At 67.8% G+C, this 16352-nt stretch carries 13 protein-coding genes; 10 read left to right on the top strand and 3 right to left on the bottom strand.

Going from position 1 to position 16352, the window contains the following annotated elements:
- The first annotated feature begins 11 nt into the window (after positions 1-11).
- The 3 genes from cseB (at position 12) to ACQEVJ_RS02380 (ending at position 2968) form a co-directional block, all read left to right on the top strand.
- Complete coding sequence (gene cseB / locus ACQEVJ_RS02390) at positions 12-710, top strand: two-component system response regulator CseB (RefSeq protein WP_433096687.1); 699 nt, start codon at positions 12-14, stop codon at positions 708-710.
- Positions 707-1975, top strand: coding sequence for a sensor histidine kinase (locus tag ACQEVJ_RS02385; RefSeq protein ID WP_433096685.1), 1269 nt, complete (start codon positions 707-709; stop codon positions 1973-1975). Before cseB ends, ACQEVJ_RS02385 begins: the two co-directional genes overlap by 4 nt.
- Positions 1976-2056: 81 nt before the next feature.
- Complete coding sequence (locus ACQEVJ_RS02380; RefSeq protein ID WP_433096683.1) at positions 2057-2968, top strand: D-alanyl-D-alanine carboxypeptidase family protein; 912 nt, start codon at positions 2057-2059, stop codon at positions 2966-2968.
- Here the strand turns inward: ACQEVJ_RS02380 and ACQEVJ_RS02375 are convergent.
- Entirely contained in the window at positions 2933-3475 is a 543-nt protein-coding gene (locus tag ACQEVJ_RS02375; RefSeq protein ID WP_433112527.1) for a site-specific integrase, read from the bottom strand. The genes ACQEVJ_RS02380 and ACQEVJ_RS02375 overlap by 36 nt on opposite strands.
- Before the next feature lie 1163 nt (positions 3476-4638).
- Between ACQEVJ_RS02375 and ACQEVJ_RS02370 the strand changes: the two genes are divergently transcribed.
- Positions 4639-4899, top strand: coding sequence for a MerR family transcriptional regulator (locus ACQEVJ_RS02370; protein WP_066950496.1), 261 nt, complete (start codon positions 4639-4641; stop codon positions 4897-4899).
- 284 nt (positions 4900-5183) lie between these two features.
- Here ACQEVJ_RS02370 and ACQEVJ_RS02365 read toward each other — a convergent pair whose 3' ends face one another.
- On the bottom strand, positions 5184-5390 hold the full coding sequence (locus ACQEVJ_RS02365) for a cold-shock protein (RefSeq protein WP_433096681.1): 207 nt from the start codon (positions 5388-5390) through the stop codon (positions 5184-5186).
- 1066 nt (positions 5391-6456) lie between these two features.
- Here ACQEVJ_RS02365 and ACQEVJ_RS02360 point away from each other — a divergent pair.
- Positions 6457-6897: a hypothetical protein gene (locus tag ACQEVJ_RS02360; protein ID WP_433096679.1), complete on the top strand. Its 441-nt coding sequence runs from the start codon at positions 6457-6459 to the stop codon at positions 6895-6897.
- Positions 6898-7371: 474 nt separating this feature from the next.
- On the opposite strand, the gene ACQEVJ_RS02355 is transcribed toward ACQEVJ_RS02360, so the two are convergent.
- Entirely contained in the window at positions 7372-7671 is a 300-nt protein-coding gene (locus ACQEVJ_RS02355) for a DUF6342 family protein (RefSeq protein WP_433096677.1), read from the bottom strand.
- Between the two features lie 571 nt (positions 7672-8242).
- On the opposite strand from ACQEVJ_RS02355, the gene ACQEVJ_RS02350 reads away from it, so the two are divergent.
- The 5 genes from ACQEVJ_RS02350 (at position 8243) to ACQEVJ_RS02330 (ending at position 16332) form a co-directional block, all read left to right on the top strand.
- Positions 8243-10228, top strand: coding sequence for an ATP-binding protein (locus ACQEVJ_RS02350; RefSeq protein WP_433096675.1), 1986 nt, complete (start codon positions 8243-8245; stop codon positions 10226-10228).
- On the top strand, positions 10225-10878 hold the full coding sequence (locus tag ACQEVJ_RS02345) for a response regulator (protein WP_433096673.1): 654 nt from the start codon (positions 10225-10227) through the stop codon (positions 10876-10878). The genes ACQEVJ_RS02350 and ACQEVJ_RS02345 overlap by 4 nt, the downstream gene beginning before the upstream one ends.
- A 77-nt stretch (positions 10879-10955) precedes the next feature.
- Positions 10956-12215, top strand: coding sequence for an alpha/beta hydrolase (locus tag ACQEVJ_RS02340; protein WP_433096671.1), 1260 nt, complete (start codon positions 10956-10958; stop codon positions 12213-12215).
- Positions 12216-12385: 170 nt separating this feature from the next.
- On the top strand, positions 12386-15970 hold the full coding sequence (gene dnaE / locus ACQEVJ_RS02335) for a DNA polymerase III subunit alpha (RefSeq protein WP_433096669.1): 3585 nt from the start codon (positions 12386-12388) through the stop codon (positions 15968-15970).
- Positions 15967-16332, top strand: a complete 366-nt coding sequence (locus tag ACQEVJ_RS02330; RefSeq protein WP_433096667.1) for a DUF6300 family protein — start codon at positions 15967-15969, stop codon at positions 16330-16332. Before dnaE ends, ACQEVJ_RS02330 begins: the two co-directional genes overlap by 4 nt.
- Positions 16333-16352 lie beyond the last annotated feature (20 nt).

The raw sequence follows: 16352 nt of genomic DNA, 5'->3' as shown, positions 1-16352 counted from the left end.
GGTGCATTTTCATGACATCCCTGCTGCTCGTCGAAGACGACGCGGTGATTCGCGCGTCGGTCAGCCTGGCCCTGGAACGCTACGGCTATCGAACGACCACCGCCGCTGACGGGCTGAGCGGCCTGGAGGCGGCCCAGGCGGGCGGCCACGACCTCCTGCTGCTGGATGTGATGCTGCCCAACCTGGACGGCATCAGCTTGTGCCGCAGGATCCGGGAAACCAGTCAGGTGCCGATCCTCATGATGTCGGCCCGCGGTGACGGACTGGACATCGTCGCAGGGCTGGAGGGCGGCGCCGACGACTACGTGGTGAAACCAGTCGACCTGCCGGTGCTGGTGGCCAGGATCCGGTCACTGCTGCGCAGGGCCGCCTTCGCCCGGCCGGAGCCCGCCGAACCCACGGCGGGGCAGGCCGTCGCGCTCGCCGTGCTGCACTTCGGCGAGCTGAGCATCGACACCGGCGCGCTGGAGGTACGGCGGGCCGGGCAACGCGTCGAGCTGACCCCGACCGAGCTGCGGCTGCTGCTGGAGTTCGCCGCCCACCCCGGCATTGTGCTGGAACGCGCCACGCTGCTGCGTACCGTCTGGGACTACAGCTGGGACGGCGACAGCCGCGTCGTCGACCTCTGCGTGCAGCGGCTGCGTAAGAAGATCGGCGCGGACCGGATCGAGACGGTGCGCGGGTTCGGCTACAAGTTGCGCCCGTCATGATGGTGGGCTCGCTGCGGTGGAAGGTGGCGGCACTGATCACACTGGCCTGCTGCGCGGTCGTGGCCGTGGTCGGGATCCTGGTCCACCGCACGACTCTTGAGCGCGCGATGCGGCAGGGTGAAGGGCGGGCGCTGGAGTGGGCCGCGATGGTTGCCAAGGAGTACCGCGCGGGCACTCCCCCCGAGGGGCCTGTCCCGTGGACTGAATCGATCAAGAGACCGGATGAGCTGCCCTCTCCCCTACGCAAACAGCTGGCCGTAGAGTCGCCCGCCATCTGGTACGACGACCAGAAGCCCGATGAGCCGTGGATGTGGGCGGCGCAATGGGTGGGCGAGGGACTCGTGGCCACCTCCACGATGGAGATGGGGTCGGACATGATCCGGCTGCGTGCCTTCGACCGAGCCATGGTCCGGGCCGCGCTGACCACACTCGCCGTGGTGGTGCCGGTCTCGGTGTGCCTGGCCGAGCTGGCCAACCGGCGGCTGCGGCGGGTCGCCCGCACCGCCCGCAGGATCGCGAACGGCGACCTGAACGCCCGCATCGCCCCGGCCCGCCCGCACCGGGGCGGCAGGTTGGCGCGCTGGGGCGGGCGTGACGAAATCGCCGACATCTCCGCCGCCGTGGACTTCATGGCCGCGAGCCTGCAGCACCGGCTGCTGGCCGAGCAGCGGTTCACCGCCGATGTCGCCCATGACCTGCGTACCCCGCTGATGGGCTTGGTCGCCGTGGTCGAACTGCTGGAGGAGGGCGAGACGACCGATCTGGTACGCGGCCGGGTGCGGGTGCTGCGCTCGCTGGTGGAGGACCTGCTGGAGGTCTCCAGGCTTGACGCGGGGGCCGAGGTCGCCGAGCGGGTACGGGTGCCGCTGGCCGAGTTGGCCGAGGAGTCCGCGGCCCGGGTGGGGGTCCAGGTGCGGGTGCTGGCTTCGGGGGATCCGGTGGCCGAGACAGACCCGCGTCGCCTGGACCGGATCCTCGCCAACCTCGTGCTCAACGCCCACCGCCACGGTGCACCCCCGGTGGAGATCATGGTCGGGGACCACGTGATCGAGGTCCGCGACCGGGGACCGGGCTTCCCCCCGGAGCTCCTTGCCGACGGCCCGAAACGCTTCCGCACGGGTGCCGCGGAACGCGGCCGCGGTCACGGCCTCGGGCTGACGATCGCACTGGGGCACGCCCATGTCATAGGCGCCGACCTGACCCTGGCCAACGCCCCCGGCGGCGCCGTCGCCGTCCTCCGCCTCCCCCGTCAGCCGTCGGGCTGATGCAGAGGTGATACTCAGCCAAGCGCGGGTGGAGACACGGCCACGGCCGGACGGACACGTGGGTAGCCCACCGTGTCCGGTATGCGACGTTCTTTGATATTCCTCCTGCTGGCGAGCGCTCTGTTCGGCTGCGGAGCGGTGCCGCCCGTCTCCGGCGCCATTTCCGGCATGCCCCTGCCGTGGCCGCCCGAGGGCCAGGCGGCGGTCGAGGTGGAGGGCATGGCCGGCCCCGGCGTCAGCGGCGAGCCGAACCCGGTGCCCATCGCCAGCGTGACGAAGGTCATGACCGCCTACGTGATCCTGCGCCGCCACCCGCTCCGGCTGGGCGACGACGGCCCGCTGATCGAGGTGGACCGCACAGCCGCCGACGAGTCCTACGCGCTACAGGAATCCACCGCCCCGGTCAGGGAGGGCCAGCGGGTACGGCTGCGCCGCATGCTGGAGTTGATGATGGTGCCGTCGGGAAACAACGTGGCCCGCCTCCTGGCCCGCTGGGACGCAGGTTCGCAGGAGCGCTTCGTCGAGCGGATGAACGCCACCGCCCACCGTCTAGGCATGTCCAACACCAGGTACACGGGTGCCAGCGGCAACGAGGACAGCACCGTCAGCATCGCGGCCGACCAGCTCAAGCTGGCCAAGGAGGCGATGCGCGACCCGGTCTTCCGCGAGGTGGTGGCGCAGGCGGACACCGCCGTCCCCGGCGACGCGAGAAAGCTGCCGAACACCAACACGCTGCTGAACAGGCACGGCGTCATCGGCATCAAGACCGGCTCCGGCACCGCCGCGGGCGGCAACCTGATGTGGGCCTCCCGCGTGCGGGGCCGCCTGGTGCTCGGGGTGATCCTCGGCCAGGCGGCGGGCACCAACCCGGTCGCCGCCAAGGCGGCGGCGCTGGAGGCGGGCGGGAAGATGAGCGCGGCGGTCGAGCAGTGGCTGCTCAGGCGAGCAACTCTCGTGTCAGAGCCCGGCTCCACCTGGACCTCGGCCCGCTGAGGCGGTCCGGGTGTCCACGCCCTGAGCGAGCAGGATCGTCGCGCAGGTGTGCCGGAGGTCGTGCAGCCGTACCCGCCGGATGCCCGCCGCGTCGCACACGGCCCGGAAGTGCAGGTAGAGATTCTCCGGCTCGATGGCGGTCCCGATGTGCGTCGTGAACACCAGGCCGTGCGGGTTGTTCCACGCCGATCCGGCCGCCAGGCGCTCCGCGGCTTGCTCGGCCCTGTGCTCCTTGAGGACCTTCACCAGGTTCTCCGGAAGCCGGATCGTACGACGAGAGCGCTGCGTTTTGAGCGGCACGAGCTTGAGCCCCTCGCCCTTCTGCCGCTGGAGTGCCTGCCGGACCCGGAGCACGCCGATGTCCAGGTCGACGTCATCCCAGCGGAGCCCGAGCGCCTCACCGCGCCGGAGGCCGACGCCCAAGGCCACGACGTACACCGCGTAGAACCGGCCCTTGCGCGCCTGCCGGAGGAACTGCTTGGCCTCGTCGAGGGTGAGCGCCTGGATCTACGGCCGCTCGACCGTGCCCAGTTGGACGTTCTTCGCGACGTTGCGCAGCACCAGATCTTCGCGGACCGCCTGAGCGAGCGCGGCCCGGAGCAGGGCGTGAAGGTACTGCACCGTCCGGGGAGACGGCACCTTGTTGCAGCACCGCCGCTTCGGCCGTTTAGCGTCGTGCCCCTGCAGGCAACACTGGTACGTCTTGGACACCTTCACGAGCCACGTCCGGATGGATGTCCTGGGCCGTCAACTTCTTGAGCTGCTTCTTGCCGAGCCCAGGGGGGTCAGGTACCGCCGCACGTACGTCTCGTAACTCCGGTAGGTGAACGGCCGGACCTTGGGCTTGGCGACCTGTTCGAGCCAGTACGTCAGGTAGTCGCTGAGGCGTCTTGGGCACCTTGACGGTGTCGATCCGGTCCGTTGGGTTGGCCTGCAGAAGGTCGTGGCGGACCGCCCATCGGCAGAGGGAGGCGAGGGCGGCAGGAACGAGGTCCGGCGTTGGCGGCGTTCCCGCTCGTCAACGACGCCGCCGGAAGCATGCCGCGCCCGACACCGAAAATCTATGTTCGCGGCAGTAGACAATTGTGGCCGCTGGGGCTACTGTTTCTCGCATCGTAAGGAACGGTTCGGCCGGGCGGCGGAAGTACTAGCACCACGATGAACTGCCCGGAGCAAGACGAAGTTGGAAGTTGATGGCAGAAGGTCGGACGTGACGGGCCAGCGCAGTGGTAAGGGGCCCTGATCGTGGACGCGCTGCCGCAGGTGAAGCCGGACAGTGGTCCGGAAAGAGAGATGAAGGGAGTGTTGACGCCATCAGGATCGCCCGTAGTCGGCTGAGTCTCGCCGCTCGGGTACCGCAGTTCCACAGATTGGAAGGTGGTCTACGGTCACGCATCCGCGATCCCCGCACCCCCGCCGCTCAGTACGGCGGACGCGGAAAACAATGAGCCGGCCAGATGGCCGGTAGATGGTGTTGAACTCTTCGGGGCCCCGGCACGACAGGTGCCGGGGCCCCCTGTGCGCGTGATGGAAAGGAATCTATGGATCAACCTCGCTCGGCTACCGAGGATGACACGCTCGCTCACGGCAGGACTGCGGACACGGCCGGCTCCAGGGCTGGATCCAGCGCCGAAGACCGGTTCGATGATGAGGACTACCCCGCCTACAGCATGGGCGCGGCCGCGGAGATGCTCGGTGTCAGTCCCGCGTTCCTGCGGGCTCTGGGCGCCGCGAAACTGATCGAGCCGAAACGCTCCAGCGGCGGCCATCGCCGCTACTCCCGCTACCAGCTGCGGCTGGCCGCGCGCGCCCGGGAACTCGTCGATCAGGGCACTCCTGTGGAAGCCGCCTGCCGGATCATCATCTTGGAAGACCAGCTCGCCGAGGCGCTGCGCATTAACAACGCGCGCGACCGCCCGGCCGGACACTAGCACCGGCGGTGAGGAGACCCGGCAGCGTGAAGCTGACCGGGTCTTGGTGTGCAGCTTGGCGACCTGGTCGCGCTTTTTGTCGCCGGCCTCACATCTCCCGGCTACGTGCCTCCTACCAGGCGTGATGACGTTTCACACGCTGTCGATCACTGGTATTGAGGAGCTGTGCGGCTGTGATTGACATCCCGTGCCGCCGATTCTCGTGCGGCAGCGATGCAGCAGCCGGAAACGTATCAGGGCTCGCACCCGTGAAGGTGCGAGCCCTGATACGTGGCGCTACTTCGTCAGGCGGGAACGATGTTCTCGGCCTGAGGGCCCTTCTGGCCCTGGGTGACATCGAAGGCCACCCGCTGGCCGTCGCGCAGCTCGCGGTAGCCGCCCTGAGAGACGATGTTCGAGTAGTGCGCGAAGACGTCGGCGCCGCCGCCGTCCTGCTCGATGAAGCCGAAGCCCTTTTCCGCGTTGAACCACTTCACGGTGCCAGAAGCCATATTGCTCTCCTCTTGATAGGCGTAGCCGAAATCCGCACTGTCACGAATCCCGCGTTGCCGCGATAGGCCCACACCCGGAGAAGACCGGCAAACAAAAAATGCACCTGAGGCTACATACCGTCAGGTGCACACAAGTTCATCATGGGTACCACAACTGCAACTAGGTCCAACCTAGCACAGGTGATACGCATATCCCACCGCCATCCGCCTGGATGCCGCCGGCCGGCGGCGGCTCGCGCCGCCCGCCGCACACCAGCCCGCCGTACCCAAGCGCCCCTCGGACAGGTGCCGCGCCGCCACCATCAGGTGATAGACGACCCCCGCTCACGCCTCAGACTGGAGGAGCGTGCCGCATTCGCGTCAGGCTCCGAGCCGTCCAGATCCGTCAAGGCCTGCTCCGACGTCTCGTGCACCTCGAACAACTGGATCAGACCGGTCAGCGGCGGCCGCCCGCCTGCCGTCCGGGCATGCGGCCTGGGGGCCGGTACCGGCCGGCGGCGGCTCGGGCCGCCGACCGCACCGCAACAGACGCCGCAATCCAACGCACCCACCGACCACAGCGCCGCGCCGCCGGGCTCTGCTCTTTGCGGCCCTCTTGTACTCCGCATGGTCTCCGTCGTTCCCTGCCCCCGCCTGGACAGCAGGCAGCTCATGATGGTTGGCAGGGAACGGAACCGCGCAACAATATGCGCTGAAGAGCGCGTGCCTCCGGCGGGGGCGCTCCGGCTCCGGGATGCCGCCGAGCTGGAGAGCGCGGGTTTCAGGTGGCTGGTCTAGAGCCCGTGCATCCCTCCTGCCATCGACCCGGACAAGCCCAGCAGGCCGGCTTCTACGGCTCAAGCCCGTCTGGTGCCTCTTGGCGTCCAATTGCCGAGGAATGGCGACCGGGGACGTGCTTGGTGCAGCGGGGTTCGCAGAACTTCGGGCACTTGCCGCCGTGCCTCGTGGCAGGAGGCCGGGTAACGCTGCTTGACGCAAGTCCGGACGTCCGCTTCGCCTTGGGGCAGTCGGCCGGGCACGGGTACCGGTGGAGGGCAGCGCGGCAGGCATGTGGATCCTCGCAGCCGTGCCGGTAACGCTGGTGCTTGATCTGCCAGAAGATCCGGAGCTGCCCCCGCTTCAGGTCCACGTATTTCCAGCGCAGGCCAAGCGCCTCACAAAGACCGAGCGCGAGTGCCACCGACCAGCGCGCACCGTTCCGGCGGTCTTTCGCCACGTCGAGGATGTCGCGCGCCTCGTCCTCCGACAGCGGCTCTATCTCAACTTCCTCCCCGGTCGGTTCGTCGATCAGTCCGCAGACGTTCCGGGCGACGATCTCCCGCCGTACGGCGAGCTTGATCGCGCGCGACAGGATGCGGTGGATTTACACGATCGTGTTCAGCCGGAGGTCCTGCTTGTTCAAATAGCCATAGAAGGCGTCCAAGTGTTCCGGTCGGAGCCGATCAAGGGCGGCGCTACGTGCCGCCTCTATGCCCGCCTTCGAGATGGCAACGGACGGGCTGAGTGACAACTTCCGAATGGCTGATGCGGCTGGCGGAGACGTCGATTTCGACAACTTCAGCAGGAGCGGCCCGGGAGTTCCCTCAGTAGGCTAAAGAATCGGGCGTGCCACCCAATTAGCATGACCATCTCGATGGATTTGGACGCTGATGGTGCGAATCCATCGCGATCTTACTTGTATGAGCATTCGGAGCACAATCGTCTGCCGCGTCAACAACTGCTCGACATCATGCGATGGACACCACACACCTCTTCGAGGCGGCGGGCCCCGTCCGAGCAGGGGTAGTCATTTCCCTCTACTGATCGGGGCCGATGGGAACTCCGCCGACCCCGATCAGGTGTCGCGCACAGGCACTGGTGCGTCGCTGCCGGCCGCGAGCATCAACTCGTCCTGGCGGACGCTATCGCGAACTGGCCGTCGCCCGGTAGGGGCTGTGCCAGCCGACGAACCAGTGCCCACGCACCACGAGGTAGGGCGCTACTAGTAGGACAGGTTTTTTTGGCCCGTTATCACCTGGCCGGCGATGTAGAGGTTCCCGTCGGAGTCCAGGACCCCGATGATCTTCTTCGTTGACCCGTGGTGAGTCGTGAAGTAAATCTTGTCCATCTCTTGGGAGCTGGAAAAGTTTGTGTTCACCGAAATCTCGACGCTGTTCGGCGAGCCTATAACCACGTCCTTTTGTTCAGGGACGTTCCAGAAGTGGTTGTTGGCCAGCTTGATTCGGCCGTGAAAGTCACCCTCATCCCAGTTGCTGGCCTGCCCGAGGTCGATATCCGGCATGTCGACTCCCTTCTTTTCTCCCCGCTTGGAACGACGCGCTCCCTTTTGACCGCGCCATAGCGGACGCGCTCCCTTTTGACCGCGCCATAGCGAAGAATATGTGGTCCTTAAGGGATTTTCTAGAGTTCTTCCGGGCTTTTCTTGGATATAAGAATTGCCCGCTTTATATAACTTAGAGGCGCTAAATTCCCTTATCTCTTATTTGTCTGAATGTCATGAGTGGGGCAAGGTGTCGAGTGCGAAGTAGAAATGACTCCAGCGGGGCACTCCGGCTCCGGGGTGATCACTGGTCGTCTCTTGAAGGCCGTAGCCGGCTGAGGTGAGCCCGATCGTCCCGCCCGCCGGACAAGCCGGGCGGACCAGTGACCAGTGGGGCTCGCCGCGCTGCCCGAACACCTCGCATGACGACCCCGCGCATCCATCGGGACGCACGCTCGCGACGGATAGCGTGACCTTTCCTGGTGCCGCACCCGTGGAAAAGCACGCCGAATCATCCACCGGGCGGGTTGGGGCGAAGACGGCACCCGCCGCGTCTGTGCTGTCACGTGCGGAATCGTTAGGCTTGCTCGGCGTGCTGTCGGGCTGGCTGTGGTGGGTTGTGCCGCTCATCGTGACCGTGGCGCTGTACGGCTTGGCCCTGCGGCAGACGGCAGGGGTGGCAGCCGGGGGCGTCGTGGTCACGGTGTCGCTGGCCGCGGGGACGGCGAGCGTCCTCGGGGAGTCACCCAGGTCCGTCACCGGCGTGACACTGCTGGCCGCCGGACTCGCCGCGGTTACCTGGGCCCTGGGCAGGGCGCGGCGGCGCGCCCGGGCGGCACGCAGGGCCGTGGCCGTCTTCCGCGCGGCCGCACCCGATGTGCCGGGCGTGGCCGCCGAGGCCGAGCGGCACCGGCTCGCCGCCGAACTTCACGACACCGCCGCCCACAGACTCACCGGCATCGCGGTCGGCGCCGCCTCCGCCTTGCGTCTCGCCGATCCGGCTCTCGTGGCGGAGGCAGCCCGGTATGCCGCTGAGACCGGACGCCTGGCCACCCAGGAACTGGAGCGGCTGACCACCGCCGGCACCGGTGTCGGCTCGGCCGATCTCGCCGACGTGGACGCGTTGGCCGCCACGTGGCCAGAGCCGCGTCTCACCTACGTCAGAACAGCCGGGAGCGCCCCGCCTGAGATCGCCGCCGTCGCATGCCGGGTGGTTCGCGAGGCGCTGACCAACGCCCTGCGGTACGCGCCGGGAGGCGCCGTGCGGGTCGGCGTCGACCGCGAACCCGGCCGCCTGGTCGTCACGATCGTCAACGATCCCGGCGAGCCGGTCGCGGACAACGCGGACGCGGCACGTGGACTGGGTGGTGGATACGGGCTCGCCGGGCTCAGGACGGCGGTGGCCGCCTGCGGAGGGTCCCTGTCCGCGGGGCCGGATGACCGGGGATGGGCCGTGCGCGCCGAACTCCCGCTCACCCCTGACGAGGGCCCGGCATCGACGTCGTACGAATGGCGTGGCCGGCAGGCGTCCGACGCCGCGCTGGCGATCCTCGCGGTGGCGCTGTCCATCGGTACGAGCCTGTTGACGACCGACACGCCCGAGAGCCTCCCCGGAGAGGCCGCCCTGCTGGTGCCGCTCTTCGTCGCGCACGCTCTGCCGCTCGGCCTGCGCAGGCGGGCGCCGCTTTTCAGCCTGACGGCGGCGTTGTCGGTCTATCCGCTCCTGCTCGCCGCCGGACTCGCCGGCTGGACGGAGCAGCCCGCAGGGGACGTGTTCCTGTGGTGCCTGTGGGTTGAGCTGGCGCTGCTCTACGCGCTGGGCGCGTACGGCCCACGCGCACGCCGGCGGCGGGGGGCTCTCGCCACGGCGGCTGTGGGGGCGATAGGCGGGCTTGCTCTGGCGTGCGGGCCGGGGATCGTTGGAGACCGGGCAGCCGCGTGGGCGGTGCTGGCCCTGGGCGTCGCGGTCCCGTCGGCGGTGGCGTGGGCGCTCGGCCTGGCAATGGGGTCAAGGCGTGCGCGGCGCCATGCGGCCGTGGCTTGGGAGCGGGATCTGCTCGGCCGCGAGACGGCGACGGTCGTGCTGGAGGAGCGGAGCCGGCTGGCGGCGGGCCTGCGCCGTACGGCCCTGCGACATGCCAGGGCCATCGTGGTCGCGGCGGACGCGGGGCGGCTGGACACGGTGCTGGCCGAGGCCAGGGCCGGGCTGGCCGCGCTCAGGGAGTCGCTCAGTGAGCTGCGCCGCCAAAGCGGCGACGACCCGCCCCCGACCATCGCCGGAATCGCCCTGCTCGCCGTGCGGCACCAGGGCACCGTCCGGTACGCCGGAGCCCGCCGCGAAGCGTCCCCCAGCGTGGAGGTCGTCGCGTTCAGGGTGGCGGAGTTGTTCCTGCGGGACTGCACGCGGGATGGGCGGGAGATCACGGTGGCCTGCCGCGCCGACGGCGTCGCGGTCTCGGGGCCTGCCGCCACGAGCGGGGACCGGCGGGTTCGCGCGCTGGCCGACGCGGCGGGAGGTAGCTTCTCGGACGCCGGGGACGGGATGGTGAGGGTGTGGCTTCCGGAGGTGCTCCCTTGATCAGGGTGACGGTCGCCGACGACCAGGCGGTGGTGCGGGCGGGCATAGCGGCGGTCCTGGACGCCGAACCCGATCTGAGCGTCGTGGGCCAGGCCGCGGATGGGGAAGCCGCCGTGGCGCTGGCTGTGTCGCTGCGGCCCGATGTGGCCCTCATGGACATCCGGATGCCGGGCCTGGACGGGTTGCGGGCGACCGCCCGGATCGGAGCAGAAGCGCCGGGCACTCGGGTGGTGGTGCTGACGACGTTCGGCCTCGACGAGTACGTGTTCTCGGCGCTGAGGGCCGGCGCCGGCGGATTCCTGCTCAAGGATGCCGAGCCGGAGCGGGTCGCCGAAGCGGTCCGGGTGGTGGCCTCGGGAGACGCCCTCCTCGATCCGGGGGTCACCCGACGCCTCATCGATCGCTTCGCGTCCGAGCCGGAACCTCGTGACCCCGCCGTCCTCGGCACGCTCACCCGGCGCGAGACCGAGGTGCTGACGCACGTCGCCCGCGGTCTCACCAACGCCGAGATCGGCGAGGTTCTCCGGATCAGCCCCTCGACCGTCAAGGACCACGTCGCGGTGATCCTCGCCAAGCTCGACGTCCGCGACCGCCTCCAGGCGACCATCACGGCATACGAGACCGGCCTGATCCGCCCGGGCAGGCGCTGACCCCCGCCGTACGGCGGGGGTGACGACGGTTCCGCGGGAGGAGGTCGACGCGGGTTCGGCTTCCTAGCGTGGCTCGCATGAGATCCAACCTGTTGTCCGGCGGCGCGTTGTCGCTCGCCGGGGTGATCGCGGCGGCCGTGGCCGGGACGGCGGCCTTCGTCGGGACGGCCGCCGCCGTCCCGGCCGTGATGGTGTTCTCCGCGGCCGGCCTCCTTGCGGCGGCGGGAACCGCCTGGGTGTTCGGGCGGGCCGCGACAAGGCGGCTCGGCAGACCGCGGGCGCTGTGGCCGTACGTCGCCGGCGTCGTGCTCGTGACGGCCGGGCCCGCGGCCCTCACGGTGATGCGTCCCTTCCCCGTGCCGCCGACGGCCGCGGCCCCGCCCGGCGTCTCCCACTGGGACCTGCCCACGGGATCCCGCATCGCCTACGTGAAGGTCGCCGCGTCCGGTACGCCGCGCCCAACGCCCGTGATCTTCCTGCACGGCGGCCCGGGGACCCCCGGAGAGGGCGTCCCGGAGGCCGGGCGGGAGCTGGCCGCGGCCGGTTTCGACGTTTACGCCTACGACCAGGTCGGCGCCGGCCGCTCCACCCGGCTGGCCGACGTGACCGGCTACACCGTCGCCCGGCACGTCGCCGATCTGGAGGCGATCCGCCGCGCGATACACGCCGAGAAGGTCGTCCTCGTGGGCAGGTCATGGGGCGGGACCCTGTCGGCGGCATACATGGCCGCCCATCCCAGCCACGTCGCCAAAGCCGTGCTCACCTCACCGGGCGCGATCTGGGAACCGGCCTTCCCCGGCGGACCGGGCAGTCCCTGGGACCGTCTCCCCCCGGCCGAGGCCGAACGCTCCGACGAGCTGACCTCCAACCCCCGGTTCCTCCTCCAAGCGCTCCTGCTCCAGGTCAGCCCGGCTGCCGCACACGCACTCGTGCCCGACGCCGAGGCCGACGCGTACTTCCGCGAATTGCTGATCGCGGCCAAGGACGCCACCGGATGCCCGGGGAGCCCGCCCGCCCCCGTCCACGACAACCCGCCCGGCTTCTACACCAATCAGATGACGTCCGCCGACGCCACCACCGTCCCCGACCCGCGTCCGAAGCTGCGGACCGTCCATGTGCCCACGCTCATCGTGCGCGGCGAGTGCGACTACCTGAAATGGGCGGTCACCTACGAGTACCGGCGCACGCTTCCCGAGTCGACCCTCGTCTACGTGCGCGGCGCGGGGCACTCGATCGCCAACGGCCGCCCTGACCTCTACCGCGACCTGCTCGTGGCGTTCCTTCTCGACCGCCCGCTGCCCCTCCCGCCGGTCACGTCGGCGGACGAACCCGCCTGACCCGCGTGGCTCCGGCGGCCGCAGCAACCCGGCTGCGGGGCCTCTCGTGTGATCGGAGGGCTCTCGCGCACCAGCGATGACCTGTTTCCAGATGAGCCACGACGGCCACTTCGGGCTCTCGATAGAGTTGGGTCTCCGCTCGCCCCACCACGAAAGGCCAGAGATCCCCAGTGGCTGATTCGTTCGTTCACCTGCATGTTCACACCGAATACTCCATGCTGGACGGAGCGGCGAAGATCGGCAAACTGGCTGAGCGGGCAGCCGCGCTGGGCATGCCCGCTATCGCCATGAGCGACCACGGCAACATGTTCGGCGCCTATGAGTTCCAGTCGAAGATGAAGGCCGCCGGGGTCAAGCCGATCATCGGGATCGAGGGTTACGTCAGTCCGGAATCCCGCCACTACAAACAGCCGGTGTTCTGGGGAGAGCCCCACCAGCGTAAGTCCGACGAGCGCACCGGTCTGGGCGGTGACGTGTCGGCCAGCGGCACCTACCTTCACAAGACGATGTGGGCGGTCAACGCCCAGGGTCTGCGGAACTTGTTCAGGATCTCGTCGCTGGCCTCCCTCCAAGGCCACATGAAGAAGTACCCGCGCATGGACGACGAGCTGTTCGCGGAGTACCACGAGGGGATCGTCGCCACCACGGGCTGTCCGTCCGGAGCGGTGCAGACCCGGCTCCGGCTCGGGCAGTACGACAAGGCGCTGGAACACGCCGCCAAATACCAGGAAATCTTCGGGCGGGACAATTACTTCCTGGAGATCATGGACCACGGCGGGATTCCCATCGAGACGGGGGTCCGCGAGGACCTGCTGCGGATCGGCAAGACCCTCGGTATCCCGCCCCTGGTCACCAACGACTCCCACTACGTGACCGAAGACCAGGCCACCGCCCACGACGCGTTGCTCTGTGTCGGCACCAACTCCCTGCTCAGCGACCCCAGCCGGTTCCGCTTCTCCGGCAACGGCTACTACGTACGCACCGCCGAGGAGATGTGGGCTCTCGACCCCAACTCCGATATGTGGGCCGAGGGCTGCAAGAACACCCTGCTGATCGCTGAGCGGGTCGAGCCGTACGACGAGGTGTTCGCTCACCGTGACCTCGCCGCCAAGTTCCCGGTTCCCGAAGGGGAGACCGAGATGAGCTGGCTCCGCAAGGAGGCCCAGCGTGGCGCGGTGCGACGTTACGGCGAGCCCGTACCGGCCGAGGTCGTGGAGCGGATCGAGTACGAGCTCGGCGTCATCGAGGGCATGGGTTTCCCCGGGTACTTCCTCGTCGTCGCCGACATCTGTCGCTACGCGCGGGAGAGCGGGATCTGGCTGGGCCCGGGCCGAGGATCGGCCACCGGGTCGATGGTGGCTTACGTCACCGGCATCACCGAGCTCGATCCCATCGAGCATTCACTGCTGTTCGAGCGGTTCCTGAACCCGGAACGTATCTCCATGCCCGATGTCGACCTCGACTTCGACGAGCGTCGGCGCGGCGACATGATCCGTTATGTCACGGAGAAGTATGGCGAGGACAACGTCTCGCTGATCATCACCTACATGACGATCAAGTCGAAGGCGGCGGTCAAGGACGCGGCCCGCGTCCTCGGCTACCCCTTCCCGGTAGGCGAGAAGATCACCAAGGCCTTCCCACCGGCCGTCATGGGTAAGGAAATCCCGCTTACCGGCATCTTCGACGAGAAGCACCCCCGGTACGCCGAGGCGACCGAGCTGAGGAAACTCTACGAGGAAGACTCCGACGTCAAGCGGGTCATCGACACCGCACTCGGTCTGGAAGGGCTGACCCGGGGCACCGGCGTTCACGCCGCAGGGGTCATCCTTTCCTCTCAGCCGTTGATCGACGTCATGCCGATCTTCATGCGCCCTGATGACGGTGCTCGCATCACCGGCTTCGACGGACCCAGTTCCGAGTCCATGGGCGCCCTGAAAATGGACTTCCTGGGCCTGCGCAACCTGACCGTCATCGGTGACGCGGTGCAGAACGTCAAGGACAACCGCGGCGTCGACCTGGACATGCTCAGCCTCGCGCTGGACGACAAGAAAACCTACGAGCTGCTGGCCCGCGGCGAGACGCTCGGCGTGTTCCAGCTCGACAGCTCGATGATGCGGGACCTCACCAAGCTGATCGCTCCGGCCCGCTTCGAAGACATCTCGTCGATCCTCGCCCTGGGCCGTCCCGGACCAATGGGGGCGAACGCCCACGTCAACTATGCGCTGCGCAAAGCCGGACAGCAGGAGATCACCCCGATCCATCCCTCTCTCAAAGAAGCCCTTGAGCCGATCCTCGGCACCACCTACCACCTGGTGGTCTACCAGGAGCAGGTCATGGCCATCGCCCAGCAACTGGCCGGCTACACCCTCGGTGGCGCCGACATCCTGCGCCGGGCCATGGGCAAGAAGAAGAAAGAGGAGATGGACAAACAATGGGCCACCTTCTCCTCCGGCATGACCGCCAAGGGCTACACCGAGGAAGCGGCGAAGGCCGTCTGGGACGTTCTGGAGCCGTTCAGCTCCTATGGCTTCAACAAGTCCCACACCGCCGGCTACGGGCTCGTCTCCTACTGGACCGCCTATCTCAAGGCCAACTACCCGGCCGAGTACATGGCCGCCCTGCTCACCTCTGTCGGCACGAACAAAGACCGCATGGCGCTCTACCTCGCCGAGTGCCGACGAATGAAGCTCAAGGTCCTACCGCCTGATGTCAACGAGTCCGGCCTCCGTTTCTCGGCCGTCGGGGAGGACGTTCGCTTCGGATTGGGCGCGATCCAGAACGTCGGGGAGAACGCCATCAAGGGCATCATCTCCGCGCGCCGCGAAAAGGGTGCATACACCGACTTCAACGACTTTCTGACCAAGGTTCCCCAGGTTGTCTGCAACAAGCGCACAATTGAATCTCTGATCAAAGCCGGAGCGTTCGACGGCCTTAGCCACGCCCGGCATGGACTGATCCAGATCCACGAGCAGGCCGTGGATGCGGTGATCGATGTCAAGCGCAAGGAAGCGCTCGGCCAGGACTCGCTCTTCGGCGCGTTCGACGATGACGATGATGCGGCGAACGTCTTTCATATCTCCGTCCCGGAAGGTGAGTGGGACAAGAGGACCAAACTAGCCTTCGAGCGGGAGATGCTTGGCCTTTACGTTTCCGACCACCCGCTCAATGGCGCCGAACGCATTTTGGAACGCAACCGGGATCTGACCATCGCTCAAGTTCTCGATGGGCAGGCCGGGGCAGGCAACGTCCGCATCGCCGGCATCATCTCAGGCGTCGACAAGAAGGTCACCAAAAAGGGCGACGTCTGGGCCATCCTCAAAATCGAAGACCACGACGCGTCGATCGAGGTTCCCTGCTTCCCTCAGACCTACCAGCTTTACGGCACCAATCTCGCACCCGACCTGGTCGTCTCCGTCACCGGCCGGATCCGTTCACGCGGCGACGGCGACGAAGCCACTATCTCCTTCAACGCCACCGACATCGCGTTCCTCGACATCTCCGGTATCCAGGACGACGGCCGCGAACCAGTAGTGATCGCTCTCCGCGAGGAACGCATCGACAAAGAGCTCGTCTATGAGCTCAAGCGGATTCTGACCGTACATCCAGGTGAAACCCCTGTGCGTTTGCGAGTGGAGCGACTCAACCGCAAGATTAACCTTGTGGAGCTCCCCGACTACGCGGTGAACATCAACAACGGCGCATTCGCCGGAGATATCAAAGTTCTCCTGGGCGCGAACGCGCTTGTTGTGCCGTGACAATCAGCTCCACCCCGGACCCGAGCCGAGTCGAAGTCATCCTGACAGCAGAGCCACCCGAGTGTGGACGATGCGGCCAGGAAGGGATCCTCTCGGCCCGGGTCCCGCACCGTCTCGTCAATGCTCGAAACGAAACCGTTCCGGGCACCGGCATCGTCGTGCTGTGCCCCCGCTGCGACATAGGCCAACCAGAAGCCGGGGCCTTGATCGCGTGGTTTACCGTCCATGGCGAGGCCACGAGCGAGAACGTGGGGCAAGCCGCGGAACTGATCGACGCGTGGGCATCCGTTGCGAGAGTGCCCCCTCTGAACGAAGCCGCACTGGAAGCGGAAATCCAGGCATGGCGAGAAGGCGATCTGTAGATCGCGCCGCCTTCCGGATA

The organism is Microbispora sp. CA-102843 (assembly GCF_050936215.1).
Taxonomy (GTDB): domain Bacteria; phylum Actinomycetota; class Actinomycetes; order Streptosporangiales; family Streptosporangiaceae; genus Microbispora.
Note: the sequence above shows the minus strand (reverse complement) of the source record. Positions and strands in the feature narration are given on the sequence as shown.

Excerpts from the sequence above, each read along its gene's own strand:
- cseB (WP_433096687.1), top strand. The coding sequence starts at position 12 with ATGACATCCCTGCTGCTCGTCGAAGACGACGCGGTGATTCGCGCGTCG.
- ACQEVJ_RS02385 (WP_433096685.1), top strand. The coding sequence starts at position 707 with ATGATGGTGGGCTCGCTGCGGTGGAAGGTGGCGGCACTGATCACACTG.
- ACQEVJ_RS02380 (WP_433096683.1), top strand. The coding sequence starts at position 2,057 with ATGCGACGTTCTTTGATATTCCTCCTGCTGGCGAGCGCTCTGTTCGGC.
- ACQEVJ_RS02370 (WP_066950496.1), top strand. The coding sequence starts at position 4,639 with ATGGGCGCGGCCGCGGAGATGCTCGGTGTCAGTCCCGCGTTCCTGCGG.
- ACQEVJ_RS02365 (WP_433096681.1), bottom strand. The coding sequence starts at position 5,390 with ATGGCTTCTGGCACCGTGAAGTGGTTCAACGCGGAAAAGGGCTTCGGC.
- ACQEVJ_RS02355 (WP_433096677.1), bottom strand. The coding sequence starts at position 7,671 with ATGCCGGATATCGACCTCGGGCAGGCCAGCAACTGGGATGAGGGTGAC.
- ACQEVJ_RS02340 (WP_433096671.1), top strand. The coding sequence starts at position 10,956 with ATGAGATCCAACCTGTTGTCCGGCGGCGCGTTGTCGCTCGCCGGGGTG.